Source organism: Caldicellulosiruptor changbaiensis (genome assembly GCF_003999255.1).
Classification (GTDB): domain Bacteria; phylum Bacillota; class Thermoanaerobacteria; order Caldicellulosiruptorales; family Caldicellulosiruptoraceae; genus Caldicellulosiruptor; species Caldicellulosiruptor changbaiensis.
The window spans coordinates 1,200,820-1,219,473 of the sequence record NZ_CP034791.1; the positions used below are offsets into that span (position 1 = coordinate 1,200,820).

The following is an 18,654-nucleotide window of genomic DNA, read 5'->3' on the forward strand; positions in this document are numbered from 1 at the left end:
TGTAAAGAGAATGCTCACAAAGGAACAGAAGCAGGAGATAATCAAAAAGTACCAGCTTCATGAATCTGACACTGGTTCTCCAGAGGTTCAGATTGCTCTTTTGACAGAGAGAATAAATAGGCTAAACGAGCACCTACAGATTCATAAGAAAGACTTTCATTCAAGAAGAGGTCTTTTGAAGATGGTAGGTCAGAGAAGGAAACTTCTCAACTATCTGAAAGAATATGATATAAATAGATATCGTGAGCTGATTGAAAAATTAGGACTCAGAAAGTAAAGTCACAAAAGTGGAGCGGTGTAGCCGCTCCATTATTTTAGAGAGAGGTGGTTGAGTTTGGAAAGTAAAATTTATAAAATGGAGCTTGCAGGAAGGGAGCTGAGTTTTGAGATTGGTAAATATGCACTTTTGGCGAATGGAGCAGTGCTTGCAAGATACGGTGACACAGCTGTTTTAGTAACTGCTTGTGCTTCAGAAAAACCGAGAGAGGGTATAAACTTTTTCCCATTGACAGTTGACTATGAAGAAAGACTATATTCTGTGGGAAAGATTCCAGGTGGGTTTATCAAAAGAGAAGGAAAACCTTCTGAAAAAGCAATTCTGTCTGCAAGATTAATTGACAGGCCAATACGTCCTCTTTTCCCGAAAGACTTTTATCATGATGTATCTGTCATCGCAACAGTTTTGTCAGTTGATCCTGACAATCCACCTGATGTTTTGGCAATGCTTGGCTCATCAGTTGCTCTATCAATATCTGATATTCCATTTGAAGGTCCAACAGGCTCTGTGTTGGTTGGGTATGTGGATGGAAAGATTGTAATCAATCCTACAGCAAAGGAAAGAGAAGTCAGTAAGCTACACCTTGTTGTATCTGGCACAAAAGATAAAGTAATGATGATTGAGGCAGGTGCCCAGGAGATTTCAGAAGACATAATGCTTGAGGCTATTATGACAGCTCAAGAGGAGATTAAAAAGATTGTTGAGTTTATAGAGGGAATAGTAAAAGAAGTTGGAAAGCCAAAGATGCAATATGAAAAAAGAGTAGTTCCTGAAGAGATAAAGCAAAAGGTAAGAGAACTTGCATATGAAAAAGCATATCAGTATGTTCAGATACCAGATAAGATAGAAAGAGATAAAAAACTTGATGAACTGAAAGAAGAGGTTTTGAAGGTATTTGAGGGCGAGACAGAAGACACACTCCTTTTGGTTGACGATGCGCTTTACAACCTTGAAAAAGAGATTGTTCGAAAGATGATTGCTGAAGAGGGTAAGAGACCAGACGGACGCAAATTTGATGAAATCAGACCTCTATATGCTGAGGTAGGAATTTTACCGAGGACTCACGGCTCAGCCCTGTTCAAAAGAGGTTATACTCAGGTTCTGACAGTTGCAACACTTGGAACAAAAGGTGAGATGCAATTTTTAGATGGGCTTGAAGAAGAAGAGGCAAAAAGGTATATGCATCACTACAACTTTCCACCGTATTCAACAGGGGAGTCAAAACCTGTAAGAGGACCTGGTAGAAGAGAGATAGGACATGGTGCTTTAGCAGAGAGGGCTCTTGAGCCTGTTATACCTTCAGAAGATGAGTTCCCGTATACAATAAGACTTGTATCAGAAGTTTTAACATCAAACGGTTCAACTTCACAAGCAAGTGTATGTGGAAGCACTCTTGCACTAATGGATGCTGGTGTTCCTATAAAAGCACCTGTTGCAGGAATATCAATTGGTCTTATTACAAAAGAAGATGGAAGCTTTATCACACTTACTGACATTCAAGGAATAGAGGATTTCTTTGGTGATATGGATTTTAAAGTGGCTGGGACTCGTGAAGGTATAACTGCAATCCAACTTGATATAAAAATCCATGGTTTGACAAAAGAGATAATTGAAAAGGCGTTATATCAAGCAAGAGAAGCAAGACTAAAGATTTTAGACTTTATGCAAACAGTTATTGACAAACCGCGAAGTGAGCTTTCACCATATGCGCCCAAGATATTTAAAACTACAGTTGACCCAGAAAAGATTCGCGATATTATTGGTCCTGGTGGTAAGATGATTAATAAAATCATTGCAGAGACAAATGTGAAAATCGATATAGAGCCAGATGGTAGAATATTTGTTGCAGCACCTGATGATATGTCAGGTAACAGAGCGATTAGTATGATAGAAGGTATAGGTCGTGAAATTGAAGTAGGCCAGTTCTTCTTGGGTAAAGTTACAAGAACAGCTTCATATGGGGCGTTTGTTGAGATATATCCTGGTAAAGAAGGGCTTGTCCATATTTCTCAGCTTGACAACAAGAAACTTAAATCGGTTGATGAGGTTGTCAAAGTAGGAGACCTTGTATTAGTAAAGGTTATTGGAATTGACAGACTTGGCCGAATTGCACTTTCTCGAAAGGAAGCTTTAAATGTCACATATTCGCGAAAAGCAAAATAACAAAGAAAGCATAAACCATAAAAAGTGGCTTATGCTTTCTTTTATTTTTTATTTCCCAAATTTTATCTTTTGAAATACTTTGAAAATCCAGTTGAATGATGTAACAAGCATTAAGGCAATTGCAATACTTCCTGCAATTAAAAGTGTTTGAATTCCTGTTTTTATTGCGGTGTCAAAATTATTTTTTATAAGTGCAGTCATTGTATTATACATCCCCGCACCTGGAACAAGAGGTATAATGCCTGGTATAAGAAAGATTGGAACAGGATTTTTTAGAAGTCTTGCAAAGATTTCTGAAAATATGTTCACCGTTAAGGCAGCAAAAAATACACCTATAATAGGAGAAAAATTTGACCGTAAAAATATTATGTTTACAAACCAGCCTATCATACCACTTATGCCACAAAAAATCAGTGTTTTTTTAGGTGAATTTGTCAAGATTGCAAACGAGAAACTCACCAAAAACGCTGAAATTAATTGAAACCAGAAACTTTTTTCCAAGGTTTGCTCCTCCTTAGAAAATCCTATTTTAAAATACTTAGAGCAATTCCTGCTCCAGCTGCGATAAAGATAGCTATTAAAAATGCCTCAACTCCTCTTGCAACACCTGAAAGAAGGTCTCCAGCAATTGTATCTCTTATTGCATTTGTTATTGCAACACCTGGGGTCATAATCATAACAGAGCCAATAATTATCTTATCTAAATTAATTCCAAGGTGAAAATTTACGGTTATTAATGCCAAGGTGGCTGTAGAGAATCCACCTATTATATAAGAAATAAAGTAAGATAGTTTTCGCAAATTTAAGATATTCAATATAGCTTGTGTAAATAAACCCACAAAAAAGGCGGAGATTGCATCAACAATTTTCCCACCAAACAATATTGTGGAAAAACAACACACCAAAGCTGCTGCAATTGGTGTCATCGTATTGCTGTAACCTTTTTTGTTTTGTATGTCATTCAAAATCTTTATTGATTGGGCATAACTATACTCATGCTTTTGAAAATCTCTTGAAAACTGGTTAACAAGAGATATCTTGTTTAAATCGATAGTTCTGTTCTTTATTCGCTTCGAAATAGTCAAAAAGTTGTTTTCTTCATCTGCAACTGTTGCAACAATTCCAGTAGGGATGACAAAACTTTCAGCAAATTTCAAGTTTCCTTTTGAACATATCCTTACCATTGTATCTTCAACCCTGTAAGTTTCAGCTCCGTTTTTTAACATTATCTCACCAGCTAAAAGTGCAACTTCAATAAGCTCCTTTGGACTCATCATTTTTAATGTTAGCTCTCCTTTTGTTTGATTTTCAAAAGTCTTTAATAAGATTATATAGTACTTCAAACTATCTTGTGAACATTAAAATTTGTGCAGTGCTTTTCCAGCAAAATGATTGACTTTGAAAGTACAGCTAAAATATAATATACACAAGGACAATTTTAGTGTATAATCATAAATTGCAAACATTGTATATAGGAAATAAAAAAATATTCAGAAAGGGGCATGCAAATGTATTTTTATAATTTAGTAAAGGATACTGACCCTGAAATAGCTGAAGCAATCAAGAATGAGCTAAAAAGGCAGCAAAACAAGATTGAACTCATTGCTTCGGAGAATTTTGTGTCTATTGCTGTGATGGCAGCAATGGGTTCGCCTTTGACAAATAAATATGCAGAAGGTTATCCAAACAAAAGATACTATGGTGGCTGTGAGTATATTGATGTTATTGAATCAATTGCTATTGAGAGAGCAAAAAAGCTATTTGGCGCAGAGCATGCAAATGTCCAGCCACACTCTGGTGCTCAGGCAAATATGGCAGTGTATTTTGCAGTGTTGAATCCTGGAGATACAATACTCGGCATGAATCTTTCACATGGTGGGCATCTTACGCATGGAAGTCCTGTTAACTTTTCTGGTAAACTTTATAATATTGTCTCCTATGGTGTTGACCCTGAAACAGAGACAATAGACTATGATGAGGTTTTAAGAATTGCAAAAGAGCACAGACCGAAACTAATTTTGGCAGGTGCTTCAGCTTATCCAAGAGTTATCGACTTTAAAAAGTTTAGGGAGATAGCTGACGAGGTTGGTGCATATTTGATGGTTGACATGGCACACATTGCAGGCTTGGTTGCAGCAGGACTTCATCCATCGCCTGTTGAATATGCTGATTTTGTTACCACAACAACTCACAAGACACTTAGAGGTCCTCGAGGGGGGTTAATCCTATGTAAGGAAAAGTATGCAAAGCTAATTGACAAATCTATATTCCCCGGCATTCAAGGAGGACCTTTAGAACATGTAATTGCAGCAAAAGCAGTTGCTCTAAAGGAGGCAATGACAGAAGAGTTTAAAAACTATCAGATTCAGATTTTAAAGAATGCTAAAGCACTCAGTTCGAGGCTAATGGAAAGAGGATTTAGACTTGTGAGTGGTGGCACAGACAATCATTTAATGCTTGTTGATTTGCGAAACAAAGGTATCACTGGCAAAGATGCAGAAAAAAGACTTGATAGCTTGAATATAACATGTAATAAAAATGCAATTCCTTTTGATACTCAAAGCCCAATGGTAACAAGCGGGATTAGGCTTGGTACTCCAGCTGTGACAACACGTGGGTTTAAAGAAGAAGACATGATAGAAGTTGCTGATATCATTCATGATGCTTTGGTAAATTCTGATACAGATGATAACATCTTACAAAGGGTTAAAGCATTGTGTGAAAAGTATCCACTTTATAGCGAATTTAAAGAGTAAAAATGAAGTTCTGGTGAGCTTGAATGGATTTTTTTCAATATTTAGGTGAAAAAAGACTAAAAAAAGAATCTCCTCTCGCATATAAACTAAGGCCTAAACGACTTGAAGAGATTGTTGGGCAAGAGCATATTTTAGGTGAAGGCAAACCTCTTTACAATCTCATAAAAAATGATAAACTTACCTCTATAATCTTATATGGACCGCCTGGTACAGGAAAGACCACAATTGCTCATGTTGTTGCACAGGTTACAAACAAAATATTTAAATCAATAAATGCAACCATTGCTGGGATTAATGATATAAAAAAGATTATAGAAGAAGCAAAACTTGAATTTTCACAAGGTGGTCGAAAGACAATCTTATTTATTGATGAAATACACAGATTTAACAAACTTCAACAGGATGCACTTTTACCGTCTGTTGAAGAGGGAATAATAGTCTTGATTGGAGCCACAACAGAAAATCCATTTTATGAGGTCAACAAAGCACTGGTGTCTCGCTCTCTTGTCTTTGAGCTATTTCCTTTAAAGGAAGAGGATATTATAAAGATTATTGACAGAGCAGTCTCAGATAAGGAAAACGGCCTTGGAGAAATGAATATAAAAATAGAAGAGAGTGCCAAAAGACTTATAGCACGGCTTTCTAATGGTGATGCAAGGGTTGCTTTAAATATTTTAGAAGCCTGTGTTTATTCAACAAAGCCTTTGGAAGATGGAACAATTATGATTACCCAAGACACCATAGGCAACCTTTCAAGTAGAAAGGTAAGTCTTTATGATGCCACAGGTGATATGCATTATGATACAATTTCGGCGTTTATCAAAAGCGTAAGGGGTTCTGACCCTGACGCTGCTTTATTTTATCTTGCAAAGATGCTGGATAGCGGTGAGGATATAAAATTTATTGCCAGAAGACTTATAATCTTAGCAGCAGAGGACATTGGTTTGGCAGACCCTATGGCACTAAATGTGGCAACATCTGCTGCATGGGCTTGTGAGTTTGTCGGAATGCCTGAGGCTCGGATAATTTTGTCTGAGGCTACTATATACCTTGCATGTGCTCCGAAAAGCAACTCAGCGTATTTAGCAATTGAAAAGGCACTTGAGGATGCTAAAAATACTCCTATTAAAAGTATTCCCATGCACTTGAGAATGGCTTCACATGGTGAAGAAAAACTTGGACATGGAGTAGGGTATCTGTATCCACATGATTTTAAAAATCACTGGGTAAAACAACAATATTTGCCTGATGAGCTTGTTGGAAGAAGGTACTATTATCCTACTGAAATGGGAAAAGAAAAAGAAATAAAAGAGTATATAGAAAATCTTAAAAAAGAAGATGGTAACAAAAGTAGCTGAGATTTTTTAAAAGATCAAGTAAAATGAGAGGAGCAAAGAAAATATGGAAATTGCAAGTTTAGCTTTAAAACTTCACAAGCAGCACAAAGGCAAAATTGCGCTCAAAAACAAAGTGCCAATAAATGATGCAAATGATTTGAGCATCTATTACACCCCTGGTGTTGCAGAGCCATGCAAAGAGATTGCAAAAGACAAAGAACTTGTTTATGAATACACTTCAAAGTCAAATTGGGTTGCGGTTGTTACAAATGGAACAGCTGTGTTAGGATTGGGCAATATTGGTGCCTATGGTAGCCTTCCTGTGATGGAGGGAAAAGCAGTTTTGTTTAAAGAGTTTGGCGGGGTTGACGCCTTTCCTATCTGTATAAATTCAAATGATGTGGAAGAGATTGTAAAGGTAATAAAACTTATTGAACCCTCATTTGGAGGAATAAATCTTGAGGATATAGGGGCTCCTGCATGTTTTGAGATTGAGGAAAGGCTCATTGAGGAGCTTGATATTCCTGTATTTCATGATGACCAGCACGGGACGGCAGTTGTCGTATTGGCTGCTTTGATAAACTCTTTAAGGCTTGTAAACAAGAAAATCTCAGATGTAAAGATAGTTATCAACGGTGCTGGGGCAGCTGGAATTGCAGTCTCAAAACTTTTGATAAAATACGGGGCACAGAACGTGATTATTTGTGATAGGCTTGGATCAATTTATGATGGAAGAAAAGAAGATATGAACAAATACAAACAAGAAATAGCAAAAATTACTAATAAAGAATTCTTGAGAGGTTCTGTTCATGATGTAATTAAAGGTGCCGATGTCTTTATTGGATTGTCGGTTGCAAACGTGCTTGACGAAAAAGATATAAAGAATATGGCGAAAGATGCTATTGTTATGGCAATGGCAAACCCTATACCAGAGATTATGCCAGATAGGGCCAAAAAAGCGGGGGCGAGGATTGTTTGCACAGGCCGCTCAGATTTTAGCAATCAGGTAAACAATGTATTAGCTTTTCCTGGCATTTTTAGGGGAGCGCTTGATGTAAGAGCAAGGAGAATAACCGATGAGATGAAAATTGCAGCAGCAGAGGCAATAGCAAAGATTGCAGATGAGAACTTAAGTGAAGATTATATAATTCCAAAGGCATTTGACAGAAGGACTTCATTTGAGGTAGCCTTGGCTGTGGCAAAAAAGGCAATTGAGCAAGGTATAGCAAAGCTTTATATGAGCGAAGGGGAACTTCAAAGAAAAATTTCACTTATGTTAAATATGTAAAATTGTACAATCTTCCAATAAAGTCTTTACTAAAAAGTACCCTTTTCAAAGGGTACTTTTTTTGTGGACAGTAAGTGCAATATGTAATATAATTTTAATGAGAGACTTATATCCTTATAATTGTGTTGCATTTTAGTATGATGTAAATATATTACATTTATGAAAAAAAAAAAAAAAAAAAAAAAAGTTGGAACTTTAAAGTAATGGATTGTATAAGGCGGGAGGAAGTTGTGTGAATGCTCAAAAAATAGTTATTGAAAGAGAATACATAAAAGTTTCGTGGTTCTTAATAGGAGCAGTTGGCCTGTACTTAGTTTTTGATAGGCTTTTGTTTTCAAAAAATTACAATCTCTCCTATTTTTCTGATTGGCTTGTGCCAGTTATATTTTTATTTGTATCAGTAGGCTATAACCTCTTTAAAGTATGGCTTTTTAGTGGCAGGATTGAGATTAGTGAAGAGATTTATAAGTACCTTAAATTTTTTGAGGTTATAAATCTTATCTTTTTCTTTGGATATGAAAAACTGTTTGACCTCATGTTTATTATCTCATTGGTATTTTTATTTTACATCGGAAGAATTAAAATGAGTGGTATCAGACAAGTAGTAGTTATCTTGATATTCTCTTATATTCTTTTCATATTCCGTAATTTTATTTCAGGCGATATAAACATTGAAGTTTTTAGAAATTTATTATACATCCTTTTCTATGTTTTTTGGATTTACAACGCTGGTAAAGTTGAAGTTGTTGAAAGAAATTCAATTAGCAGCTTAGAAGCACAAGTACAACAAATGGAAGAAAAGATAAAAAATTACGTAGAGTTAAATAAGGCTAAAGATGTAAAGATAAAGGAATTGGAAAGGGAAATAAGCTATCTTAAAGAGATAAATAAAAGGCTTAATATCTCTCTTGGTGAGTTTTTCAATCTACAAGAAATCAGTAAAATAATAACTCAAATTTTAGATACTAACGAACTTTTGAAATTTGTAAACGATGTATTGATTGGTGTAACAGGAGTTGACAAGAGTTCTATTTTACTATTTAATAGAGATAAAACAGAGCTATACGTTGCATATTCTAATCTTCCTGAGAATGAACAAAAAGAGAGTTTTAAACAAGAAAAAATTGAATGGCTTAAAAACGTTGCAATGAATTGTGAGAGTGGGTATAGAAATAGAGTAAGAGCAGAAGATTGCCCGTTTATTGACGGAAGACCAACGAAGGCGATTATGTATGCCTCTCTTTCTACAAAAAATGACAAGTATGGAGTAATATTGCTTGAACATGTATTTGAAGATATTTTTACAGAGGACAATTTGAGGTTTTTAACTTCTATTGCTGCTCAGGTTTCAATTGCATTAGAAAACTCAAGCCTGTATCAGCAAATGAGAAGTATGGCAATGGTTGATGGCTTGACAGGTGCATATAACCGTATTTACCTATATGAAGTTTTAGAAAAGGAAATTGAAGCTTCAAATGGTAGATATCCTATTAGTGTTGCATTGTTTGACGTTGACAATTTCAAAAAACTCAACGATACATATGGGCATTTGTTTGGGGACAAAGTACTACAGACAATTGTTAGGATTGCGAAAGAAAAGATTAGAAAGGGAGATATTGTGGCAAGGTATGGTGGCGAAGAGTTTGTGATTGTATTTAGTCATCTTGAAAGTTCGGAGGCTTACAAGGTTGTTGAGAGGATAAGAAGAGCAATTGAGAACGAAACAATAGAAGATAATCTTGTCCAGACAAAGATTACAGTAAGCTTTGGAATCTCTTCTTACCCAGCACATGCCGAGAATGTTAAGGATTTGATAAAATGTGCTGATATTGCGATGTACCGTGCAAAAAGCAGTGGGAAAAATTGTACTGTGATATACAATCAGGAATTGGAGATGAAAGTATGAGATGTCCATACTGTGGATATGAAGATAGCAAGGTAATTGACACAAGACCTGCTGATGAAGGAAGGACAATTAAAAGAAGAAGAGAGTGTTTGAAATGTCAGAGGAGATTTACTACATTTGAGAAGATTGAAAGACAGCCTATTTTGGTTATAAAAAAAGACAACCGCCGTGAAGAGTTTGACAGAAGCAAAATTCTCAATGGGATTATAAAAGCATGTCAAAAAAGGCCTGTGTCTATTGAGCAGATGAACAAAATAGTAGATGAGATTGAAAATGAGATTTATAACTCTATGAGAGATGAGATTTCTTCAAGGGAAATAGGCGAAATGGTTATGGAAAAGTTGAAAAAACTTGATGAGATATCGTATGTGCGATTTGCCTCTGTTTACAGGCAATTTAAAGATATAAATACCTTTATAGAAGAGCTTCAGAAACTTTTGACAGAAAAGATAGAATAATCTTAAGAAAGACTGAGAAAAATAAATATTGAATGAGAAAAACTTAAAAAAATCAAGAAATTTGATTAAATTTGAAAGTTGAGATGAATGTGAAAAAATGTATAATAGTAAGTGAAAGTCAAAGATAGTCAAAATCAAATTGGAAATGGCGATGGTTCGCTACTTTAGAAACCTTCCAAAAGTCAAAAAAGTCAAGAGGAGGGTGATGTGAAATGTTAAGAGACATTGTTCCATTTGGAAGAAAACCATTTGACATCATGAGAAGAATTGAAAGAGAGTTCTTTGACATTGACGATTGGTTTGAGGATTTCTTTGCTCCGTTTGAAAGAGGTTCAAGATTTATGAGAACAGACATCAAGGAGACTGAAAACGAGTATATCATTGAAGCTGAGCTTCCTGGGGTTAAAAAAGAGGACATCAAGATAGAGCTTTACGACAATAAACTCACTATAAAGGCAGAAACTAAGCAAGAGGAAAAAGAAGAAAGAGAGAACTTTATAAGAAGAGAGAGAAGATATGGAGCATTTAGCAGAACATTCTACCTTGATAATGTAAAAGAGGACGGTATTAAAGCAAAGTATGAAGATGGAATTCTGCGAATTGTGCTTCCAAAAGAAAGACCATCAAAACCAAATGTTAGAACAATTGACATCGAATAGAAACAATCAGGGAAGGCAGTAACCTTCCCTGATTGTTTTATTCTAAAAAGCTCTTAGGTGTGAGGTGTGAAAGACAATATGAATATGGAAAAATTTACACAAAGCCTACAATCTGCTCTTTTAGACGCACAAAATACCGCAATATTGTATAAACATCAGGAGATAGGAGTAGAACATTTGCACTATGCCCTTGTAAATGAAGATGACAAGCTTGTTGCAAAGATACTAAAAAATATGGGAATAAATACAGAAATATACAAAAGAGATATAGAAGATCAACTAAAAAAGATTCCAATGGTTTATGGCCCTGGGGCTTCGGCTGTGTATGTAAATAGATTTTTAAACGAAATACTATTGAGAGCTGAAGATGAGGCAAAAAAGTTTAAAGATGAGTATATCAGTGTTGAACATGTATATCTTGCAATGATAGACTATGACCATCCTTCTACAAAAGCTATATTCAGAAAGTATGGGATTATCCGCGAAAAATTCTTGCAACAGCTTTATAAAATAAGAGGAAACCAGAGGATAACAAATCCAAACCCTGAAGAAACATATGAGGTGTTGAAAAAATATGGTCGTGACCTTACTGACCTTGCAAAAAAAGGAAAGCTCGACCCTGTTATTGGAAGAGATGAAGAGATAAGAAGAGTAATTCAGATTCTTTCAAGAAGGACAAAGAACAACCCTGTCTTGATTGGCGAGCCTGGTGTTGGAAAAACTGCTATTGTAGAGGGGCTTGCACAAAGGATTGTCAAAGGTGATGTTCCAGAAGGCTTGAAGGATAAGACCATCTTTGCACTTGATTTAGGTGCGCTGATAGCTGGTGCAAAATACAGAGGTGAGTTTGAAGAAAGACTAAAAGCGGTTTTGAACGAGATTACGGCATCAGAAGGCAGAATAATTTTATTTATTGATGAGATTCACAATATAGTTGGTGCAGGAAGAGCAGAAGGTGCAATGGATGCAGGAAATCTTTTAAAACCTATGCTTGCAAGAGGAGAGCTTCACTGTATAGGTGCAACTACAATTGATGAGTACAGAAAATATATCGAAAAAGATGCAGCCTTGGAGAGAAGATTTCAGCCGGTTTTAGTAAATCCACCGTCTGTAGAGGATACAATCTCTATTTTAAGAGGACTTAAAGAGAGGTTTGAGATCCACCATGGTGTAAGAATTACAGACGATGCTTTGATTGCTGCCGCAAAACTTTCTGATAGGTATATCACAGATAGGTTCTTACCAGACAAGGCAATTGACCTCATTGATGAAGCTGCCGCACTTCTGAGAACAGAGATAGATTCAATGCCTACAGAACTTGATGAGATTACAAGAAGGATTATGCAGCTAAAAATTGAAAAGAATGTTTTGCAAAAGGAAGAAAATCCAAGTACAAAGCAACGATTGGAAGAGATAGACAAAGAGATTGCAGAACTAAATGACAGAGCAAACCAGCTTTCTGCTCAGTGGGAATATGAAAAGGAACTTATCAAGGAGATAAGAAAAATAAAAGAAGAAATTGAAGATGTTAAAATTCAAATAGAAGAAGCAGAGAGAAACTATGATTTGAATAAACTCTCTGAACTAAAATATGGAAGGCTATTAGATCTTCAAAAGAAGCTTGAGCAAAAACGCCAAGAAACAGAAAAGATTCCGCCAGAAAAAAGACTTTTGAAAGAAGAGGTTACAGAAGAAGAGATTGCAAAGATTGTGTCAAAGTGGACAGGAATTCCTGTTGCAAAGCTTGTTGAAACAGAAAGGCAAAAGATTTTAGAGCTTGACAAAATACTTCACAGAAGAGTTGTTGGTCAGGATGAAGCAATTGAGGCTGTTTGCAATGCTATAATGAGAGCACGGGCTGGAATAAAAGACCCAAGAAAGCCAATTGGAACATTTTTGTTCTTAGGGCCAACAGGTGTTGGTAAGACAGAGCTTGCACGGGCTTTAGCGGAGGCTTTATTTGACTCTGAGAACAACATGATAAGGATCGACATGACAGAATACATGGAAAAACACTCTGTATCAAGACTTATTGGTGCACCACCTGGTTATGTTGGGTATGAAGAAGGAGGTCAGCTCACCGAAGCTGTCAGAACAAAACCATATTCTGTTGTCTTATTTGATGAGGTTGAAAAAGCTCACCATGATGTATTCAATATCTTGCTTCAGATAATGGATGATGGAAGGCTCACAGATTCAAAAGGAAAAACGGTAGACTTTAAAAATACAATTATAATAATGACCTCAAACTTGGGAAGTGAGTATCTCTTGAATGCAAACATCTCAAATGGTGAAATAGATGAAAATACAAAAAAACTCATAGACAAAGAGCTCAAAGCACACTTCAGGCCAGAGTTTCTAAATAGGCTTGATGAGATAATAATCTTTAAGCCCCTTACAAAAGAGCAGATAATAAAAATTATCGACTTGAGAGTTGCCGAGATTCAACAAAAGCTTATAGAAAAAGGGATCTCAATAATGCTTACACAGCGAGCAAAAGAATATGTAACGGAAAATGCATTCGATGTGAACTTTGGTGCAAGGCCAATAAAAAGGTTTTTACAGAAAAATGTTGAGACGTTAATTGCGAGAGAAATTTTAAAGGGTACAATTGACGAAGGTGACAATATCAAAATTGATGTTGAAGATGACAGATTTGTAATAATAAAGTAGGGCTATCTCAAGGAAATATCAAATGAGGTGGCCCATTTTTGTTTGCCTTTTTGCTTGAAAATCATCAAATATTACAATATAATAACTTAAAAAAGCTCATAATTATAATTTATTATATTCTGCAATATACATAATCAGGAAGGATGGTAGGTTGGAATGATATGGTCAGAATATGAAAAACTAAACAGAAAACAATATGAAGAACTGCAACTTGAAAGGCTTAAAAGGACGGTAGAAAGGGTTTATGAAAATGTTCCTTTTTACCGTAAAAAATTTGATGAAATTGGAGTAAAGCCACATCACATCAAAACTCTTAAAGACATTCAGCTTCTTCCTTTCACAACAAAGGATGATTTAAGAGAGAACTATCCATATGGACTATTTACCGTCCCTTTGTCAAAGATTGTTAGAATTCATGCCTCCTCAGGTACAACAGGAAAACCTACAGTTGTAGGATATACCAAACATGATATGGAAATCTGGACAGAGGTGGTTGCGAGAATTGTAACAGCAGCAGGGGTAAGAGAACATGACATTGCCCAGATAGCATTTGGCTATGGACTTTTTACAGGAGCGTTTGGACTTCATCAGGGTTTAGAGAGAGTTGGTGCAACTGTAATTCCTATTTCAAGTGGTAATACAGAAAAGCAGCTTATGGTAATGCAAGATTTTGGCGCAACAGTTTTGGTTTGCACTCCATCTTATGCACTTTACATGGATGAGGTTGCAAATGAACTCAATATTGACAGGTCAAAGCTGAAACTCAGGATAGGATTATTTGGTGCAGAGAGTTCAACAGTAGAGATGAGACGAGAGATTGAGAAAAAATGGGGTCTTTTTGCAACAGAAAACTATGGGTTGTCTGAGATTATTGGGCCGGGTGTTTCAGGAGAGTGCGAGTTTCGAGAAGGACTTCATATAAATGAAGACCATTTCTATCCAGAGATTATAAATCCCCAGACGGGTGAGGTCTTACCAGAGGGCGAAACAGGTGAGCTTGTTTTGACAACAATCACAAAAGAAGGAATGCCGCTTATAAGGTATAGGACAAGAGACATTACATCACTAATTTATGAACCATGCAAATGTGGAAGGACAAATGTCAGAATGACCTCTGTAAAAGGACGCACAGACGATATGCTAATTATTCGAGGTGTGAATGTATTTCCTTCGCAAATTGAAAGTGTTTTAATGGGAATAGAAGGAATTGGACCACATTATCAGCTGGTTGTTACAAAAAGAGGATATTTGGATGATTTAGAAGTACATGTTGAGCTTGTAGATGGGAAGCTTTTAGAAAGGTACGCTGAACTTGAAAAGCTGGAAAACAAGATAAAGCACAGAATTTATACAGTATTGGGGTTAAATGTAAAAGTAAAATTGGTAGAGCCAAAGACTCTTGAAAGAACAACTGGCAAGGCAAAAAGAGTTGTTGATTTGAGGAAGCAAACAAACTAAAAAAACAAAGAATAAATTGGAGGCTGAGACTATTGAGACGACTTATGCTTGGGAATCAAGCAGTTGCCAGAGGATGTTATGAAGCAGGTGTGAAGGTTGCAACTGCTTATCCTGGTACACCTTCAACAGAGATTACAGAGTTCATATCCCAGTACAGTGAGATTTACTGTGAATGGGCACCAAACGAAAAGGTGGCTTTGGAGGTTGCGATTGGGGCGGCTATCTATGGTAAAAGAGCAATATGTTCGATGAAACATGTGGGTTTGAATGTTGCCGCAGACCCCCTTTTTACTGTATCTTACACAGGGGTAAACGGCGGACTTTTAATAGCTGTTGCTGATGACCCTGGTATGCACTCTTCACAAAATGAGCAGGACACAAGAAACATTGCAAAGGCAGCAAAAGTGCCAGTTTTAGAGCCTGCTGACAGCCAAGAGTGTGTTGATTTTGTGAAAAAAGGTTTTGAAATAAGTGAAAAGTACGATACACCTGTAATTTTGCGCCTTACAACAAGAGTTTCACATTCTCAATCAGTAGTGGAAGAAGATAGCCGAGTTGAAATAGATTATGGATACAAAAAGGATATTCAAAAGTATGTAATGATGCCAGCGATGGCACGAAAAAGGCATGAAATTGTTGAAAAGAGGTTAAATGACTTAAAGGAGTTTGCCGAAAAAACAGAGCTTAATAGAATTGAGGAAGGTGAAAGTAATTTAGCCTTTATCACAGCAGGTATAGCTTACCAGTATGTAAAAGAAGCATATCCTGACGCTTGGGTTTTAAAATTGGGTATGGTTTATCCTCTGCCAGAGAGGTTAGTTAAAGATTTTTGCAGCAAGTTTGAAAAGGTCTATATTGTTGAAGAGCTTGACCCTTTTTTAGAAGAAAATATAAAGGCAATGGGAATAAGAAATGCAGTTGGCAAAGAGATCTTTAAGATGACAGGTGAATATTCCCCTACGTTCATAAAATCGGCAATTGAAAAAACGCAAGTTGAGCCTCCTTATAAACTGAATGAAGAGCTTGCTCCAAGACTTCCTGTTTTATGCCCTGGCTGCCCTCACAGAGGTATCTTTTACGTTTTAAGCAAAATAAAAGACATTATCATAACAGGTGATATAGGTTGTTATACGTTGGGGGCTCTTTCGCCTTTTAATGCTATGGATACATGTATTTGTATGGGTGCAAGTGTTGGAATGGCTCATGGCATTTCAAAGGCCTCAGATAAGAAGGCTAAAGTAGTTGCAGTCATAGGTGATTCAACCTTTGTTCACTCTGGAATAACTGGGCTTATTGATGCTGTTTATAACAAATCTGACATGCTACTTTTGATATTGGATAACTCCACAACTGGAATGACAGGGCATCAAGACCATCCAGCAACTGGATATACAATTAGGGGAGAGGAGACTTTTAAACTTGACTTGGTTAGTCTTTGCAAAACTATAGGATGTTCAGTTGTCGAAGAGATAAACCCATACAATATCAATGAGAACATCAAAAAAATAAGTACACTAATCGACAAGCCAGGTGTTAAGGTTTTAATTGTCAAAGCACCTTGCAGACTTCATAGAAGGTATAAATATGTATTATCAAAAAGATACATTGACAAAAATAAATGCAAAAACTGTAAACTATGTTTGAGCTTAGGCTGTCCTGCTATATCACTTAAAGAGGTACCTACGATTGACCAGAACTTGTGTCTTGCATGTGGTATGTGCGAAAGTATCTGCAGATTTGGAGCAATCAGTAGTGTAAAGGAGTAGTGGCGCGATGAAAGAAAATCTCAACATATTAATAGTTGGGGTTGGTGGACAGGGAAATATTTTGTTGAGTAAGATTTTAGGTGAAGTATTTTTGAATGTAGGATATGATGTAAAAATATCAGAAGTCCATGGAATGGCGCAAAGAGGAGGCAGTGTTGTAACATATGTAAAGGCAGGCACGAAGGTATTTTCACCACTTATAGACAAAGCAGAGGCTGACTATATAATTGCATTTGAAAAGTTAGAAGCTCTGCGCTGGATTGAGTATTTAAAAAAAGAAGGGATTTTAATCTACTCTGACTATGAAATCCCTCCGATGAGTGTTATTACGGGGGTATATAAGTATCCTGATGTGGATAAGATTGTAAAGAAGCTTGGAGTAAAGTTCTATAAGGTTGATATCCCATCTTTGCTCACTAAAGTAGGAAGTCCACGTGTTCAGAATACTATAATGTTAGGCGTGTTTAGCAGACTTATAGGAATTGAAGAAAGCTATTTTAGAAAGGCTATAGAGAATAATGTAAAACCAGAGTTTGTTGAGATAAATCTTAAGGCGTTTGCGATAGGTAGAAATGTAGATTTAGGTGAGGTGAAGATTTAAGATGAGATATTGGGATGAACATATGGAGTGTATGGAGAGGGGTACATTGCAGGAAATTCAACTAAAACGCTTGGTTGAGACAGTAAAAAGAGTTTATACAAGTGTTCCGTATTACAGAAAAAAGATGCAGGAGTTAGGGCTTATTCCTGAGGATGTAAAAGACTTAAGTGACCTACAAAAACTTCCATTTACAACAAAACAAGACCTAAGAGACAACTATCCATATGGTCTTTTTGCTGTGCCATTAAGTGAGATTGTGAGAATCCATGCATCATCTGGTACAACTGGAAAACCCACAGTTGTAGGATATACCAAACATGACATCGGGATCTGGTCTGAGGTTATGGCAAGAACACTTGTTGCAGCAGGGGCAGATAAGCATTCATTTGTCCAGATTGCATATGGTTATGGACTTTTCACAGGTGGTCTTGGAGTACACTATGGTGCAGAGAGAATTGGTGCATCTGTCATACCAATTTCATCAGGCAATACAAAAAGACAGATTCAGCTAATGGTTGACTTTGGAACAACGCTTTTGGCTTGTACACCATCTTACGCACTTTATCTTGCTGAAACAATGGAGGAAATGGGAATTGACAAGTCTCAATTGAAGCTCAAGTCAGGTGTATTTGGAGCAGAGCCATGGTCTGAAAATATGAGAAAAGAGATAGAGTCAAAGCTCAATATTAAGGCATATGATATCTATGGGCTTTCTGAGATAATTGGCCCAGGTGTTGCTTTTGAGTGCGAATACCAGTGTGGTATGCACATAAATGAAGATCATTTCTTACCTGAAATAATAAATCCTGAAACAGGAGAGGTATTAGGTGAGGGAGAGTATGGTGAGCTTGTATTTACTACAATAACAAAAGAGGGACTTCCTCTTATAAGATACAGAACAAGGGATATAACAGCTCTTCACTATGACAGGTGCAAATGTGGCAGGACACTTGTTAGAATGGAAAAGGTTATTGGCAGAACTGATGACATGATAATAATAAGAGGTGTGAATGTTTTCCCATCTCAGATAGAAAGTGTTTTGCTTGAGATGGGCGAGGTTGAACCTCATTATCAGTTAATTGTGGACAGGGTCAATAACCTTGATGTTTTAGAAGTTTTGGTAGAGGTTTCTGAAAGAATGTTCTCAGATGAGGTCAAAAAGCTTGAACAGCTTGAAAAGAAAATAACAAAAGCAATTGAAGATACACTTGGAATCTCTGTTAAGGTAAGGCTTGTTGAGCCAAAGACAATTGAGCGAAGTGAAGGAAAGGCAAAAAGAGTAATTGACAAGAGAAAGATATAAATAAATGGG

At 36.5% G+C, this 18,654-nt stretch carries 15 protein-coding genes; 13 read left to right on the forward strand and 2 right to left on the reverse strand.

The features are described 5' to 3' along the window. The first annotated feature begins 10 nt into the window (after positions 1-10). Both rpsO and ELD05_RS05830 read left to right on the forward strand, forming a co-directional pair. A complete protein-coding gene (gene rpsO / locus ELD05_RS05825) occupies positions 11-277 on the forward strand; it encodes a 30S ribosomal protein S15 (RefSeq protein ID WP_011917585.1) in 267 nt (88 codons plus the stop codon). 57 nt (positions 278-334) lie between these two features. Further along, on the forward strand, positions 335-2,440 hold the full coding sequence (locus ELD05_RS05830) for a polyribonucleotide nucleotidyltransferase (protein WP_127351686.1): 2,106 nt from the start codon (positions 335-337) through the stop codon (positions 2,438-2,440). A gap of 48 nt (positions 2,441-2,488) precedes the next feature. Here ELD05_RS05830 and ELD05_RS05835 read toward each other — a convergent pair whose 3' ends face one another. Both ELD05_RS05835 and ELD05_RS05840 read right to left on the reverse strand, forming a co-directional pair. After that, complete coding sequence (locus ELD05_RS05835; protein ID WP_127351687.1) at positions 2,489-2,941, reverse strand: threonine/serine exporter family protein; 453 nt, start codon at positions 2,939-2,941, stop codon at positions 2,489-2,491. A 23-nt stretch (positions 2,942-2,964) separates the two neighbouring features. Continuing rightward, entirely contained in the window at positions 2,965-3,717 is a 753-nt protein-coding gene (locus ELD05_RS05840) for a threonine/serine exporter family protein (RefSeq protein WP_127351688.1), read from the reverse strand. 231 nt (positions 3,718-3,948) lie between these two features. Here ELD05_RS05840 and ELD05_RS05845 point away from each other — a divergent pair, with 231 nt between their 5' ends. The 11 genes from ELD05_RS05845 to ELD05_RS05895 all read left to right on the forward strand — a co-directional run bounded on the left by ELD05_RS05845 (position 3,949) and on the right by ELD05_RS05895 (position 18,645). Then, positions 3,949-5,196, forward strand: coding sequence for a serine hydroxymethyltransferase (locus ELD05_RS05845; protein ID WP_127351689.1), 1,248 nt, complete (start codon positions 3,949-3,951; stop codon positions 5,194-5,196). Between the two features lie 23 nt (positions 5,197-5,219). Beyond that, a complete protein-coding gene (locus ELD05_RS05850) occupies positions 5,220-6,554 on the forward strand; it encodes a replication-associated recombination protein A (protein ID WP_127351690.1) in 1,335 nt (444 codons plus the stop codon). 43 nt (positions 6,555-6,597) lie between these two features. Then, a complete protein-coding gene (locus ELD05_RS05855) occupies positions 6,598-7,821 on the forward strand; it encodes an NAD(P)-dependent malic enzyme (RefSeq protein ID WP_127351691.1) in 1,224 nt (407 codons plus the stop codon). 232 nt (positions 7,822-8,053) lie between these two features. Continuing rightward, positions 8,054-9,727 carry a sensor domain-containing diguanylate cyclase gene (locus tag ELD05_RS05860; RefSeq protein ID WP_127351692.1) on the forward strand — a complete coding sequence of 558 codons (1,674 nt, stop codon included), beginning with the start codon at positions 8,054-8,056 and terminating at the stop codon, positions 9,725-9,727. Continuing rightward, positions 9,724-10,185, forward strand: a complete 462-nt coding sequence (nrdR, locus tag ELD05_RS05865) for a transcriptional regulator NrdR (protein ID WP_127352931.1) — start codon at positions 9,724-9,726, stop codon at positions 10,183-10,185. The genes ELD05_RS05860 and nrdR overlap by 4 nt, the downstream gene beginning before the upstream one ends. A 212-nt stretch (positions 10,186-10,397) precedes the next feature. After that, complete coding sequence (locus tag ELD05_RS05870; protein ID WP_039764415.1) at positions 10,398-10,844, forward strand: Hsp20/alpha crystallin family protein; 447 nt, start codon at positions 10,398-10,400, stop codon at positions 10,842-10,844. A 78-nt stretch (positions 10,845-10,922) separates the two neighbouring features. Beyond that, positions 10,923-13,517, forward strand: coding sequence for an ATP-dependent chaperone ClpB (clpB, locus tag ELD05_RS05875; protein ID WP_127351693.1), 2,595 nt, complete (start codon positions 10,923-10,925; stop codon positions 13,515-13,517). A gap of 156 nt (positions 13,518-13,673) precedes the next feature. Next, the gene (locus ELD05_RS05880; protein ID WP_127351694.1) at positions 13,674-14,975 is read left to right on the forward strand and encodes a phenylacetate--CoA ligase family protein; all 1,302 of its coding nucleotides are present in this window, start codon (positions 13,674-13,676) and stop codon (positions 14,973-14,975) included. Positions 14,976-15,007: 32 nt separating this feature from the next. After that, positions 15,008-16,741, forward strand: coding sequence for an indolepyruvate ferredoxin oxidoreductase subunit alpha (gene iorA, locus ELD05_RS05885; protein ID WP_127351695.1), 1,734 nt, complete (start codon positions 15,008-15,010; stop codon positions 16,739-16,741). Positions 16,742-16,748: 7 nt separating this feature from the next. Continuing rightward, positions 16,749-17,342, forward strand: coding sequence for an indolepyruvate oxidoreductase subunit beta (locus ELD05_RS05890; protein WP_127351696.1), 594 nt, complete (start codon positions 16,749-16,751; stop codon positions 17,340-17,342). Between the two features lies 1 nt (position 17,343). Further along, positions 17,344-18,645 carry a phenylacetate--CoA ligase family protein gene (locus ELD05_RS05895; protein ID WP_127351697.1) on the forward strand — a complete coding sequence of 434 codons (1,302 nt, stop codon included), beginning with the start codon at positions 17,344-17,346 and terminating at the stop codon, positions 18,643-18,645. The last annotated feature ends 9 nt before the right edge of the window (positions 18,646-18,654 follow it).

Coding starts and splice junctions, on each gene's coding strand:
- ELD05_RS05890 (WP_127351696.1), top strand. CDS start 16,749: ATGAAAGAAAATCTCAACATATTAATAGTTGGGGTTGGTGGACAGGGA.
- ELD05_RS05870 (WP_039764415.1), top strand. CDS start 10,398: ATGTTAAGAGACATTGTTCCATTTGGAAGAAAACCATTTGACATCATG.
- nrdR (WP_127352931.1), top strand. CDS start 9,724: ATGAGATGTCCATACTGTGGATATGAAGATAGCAAGGTAATTGACACA.
- ELD05_RS05845 (WP_127351689.1), top strand. CDS start 3,949: ATGTATTTTTATAATTTAGTAAAGGATACTGACCCTGAAATAGCTGAA.
- ELD05_RS05895 (WP_127351697.1), top strand. CDS start 17,344: ATGAGATATTGGGATGAACATATGGAGTGTATGGAGAGGGGTACATTG.
- ELD05_RS05840 (WP_127351688.1), bottom strand. CDS start 3,717: ATGATGAGTCCAAAGGAGCTTATTGAAGTTGCACTTTTAGCTGGTGAG.
- ELD05_RS05855 (WP_127351691.1), top strand. CDS start 6,598: ATGGAAATTGCAAGTTTAGCTTTAAAACTTCACAAGCAGCACAAAGGC.
- clpB (WP_127351693.1), top strand. CDS start 10,923: ATGAATATGGAAAAATTTACACAAAGCCTACAATCTGCTCTTTTAGAC.
- rpsO (WP_011917585.1), top strand. CDS start 11: ATGCTCACAAAGGAACAGAAGCAGGAGATAATCAAAAAGTACCAGCTT.
- ELD05_RS05880 (WP_127351694.1), top strand. CDS start 13,674: ATGATATGGTCAGAATATGAAAAACTAAACAGAAAACAATATGAAGAA.
- ELD05_RS05850 (WP_127351690.1), top strand. CDS start 5,220: ATGGATTTTTTTCAATATTTAGGTGAAAAAAGACTAAAAAAAGAATCT.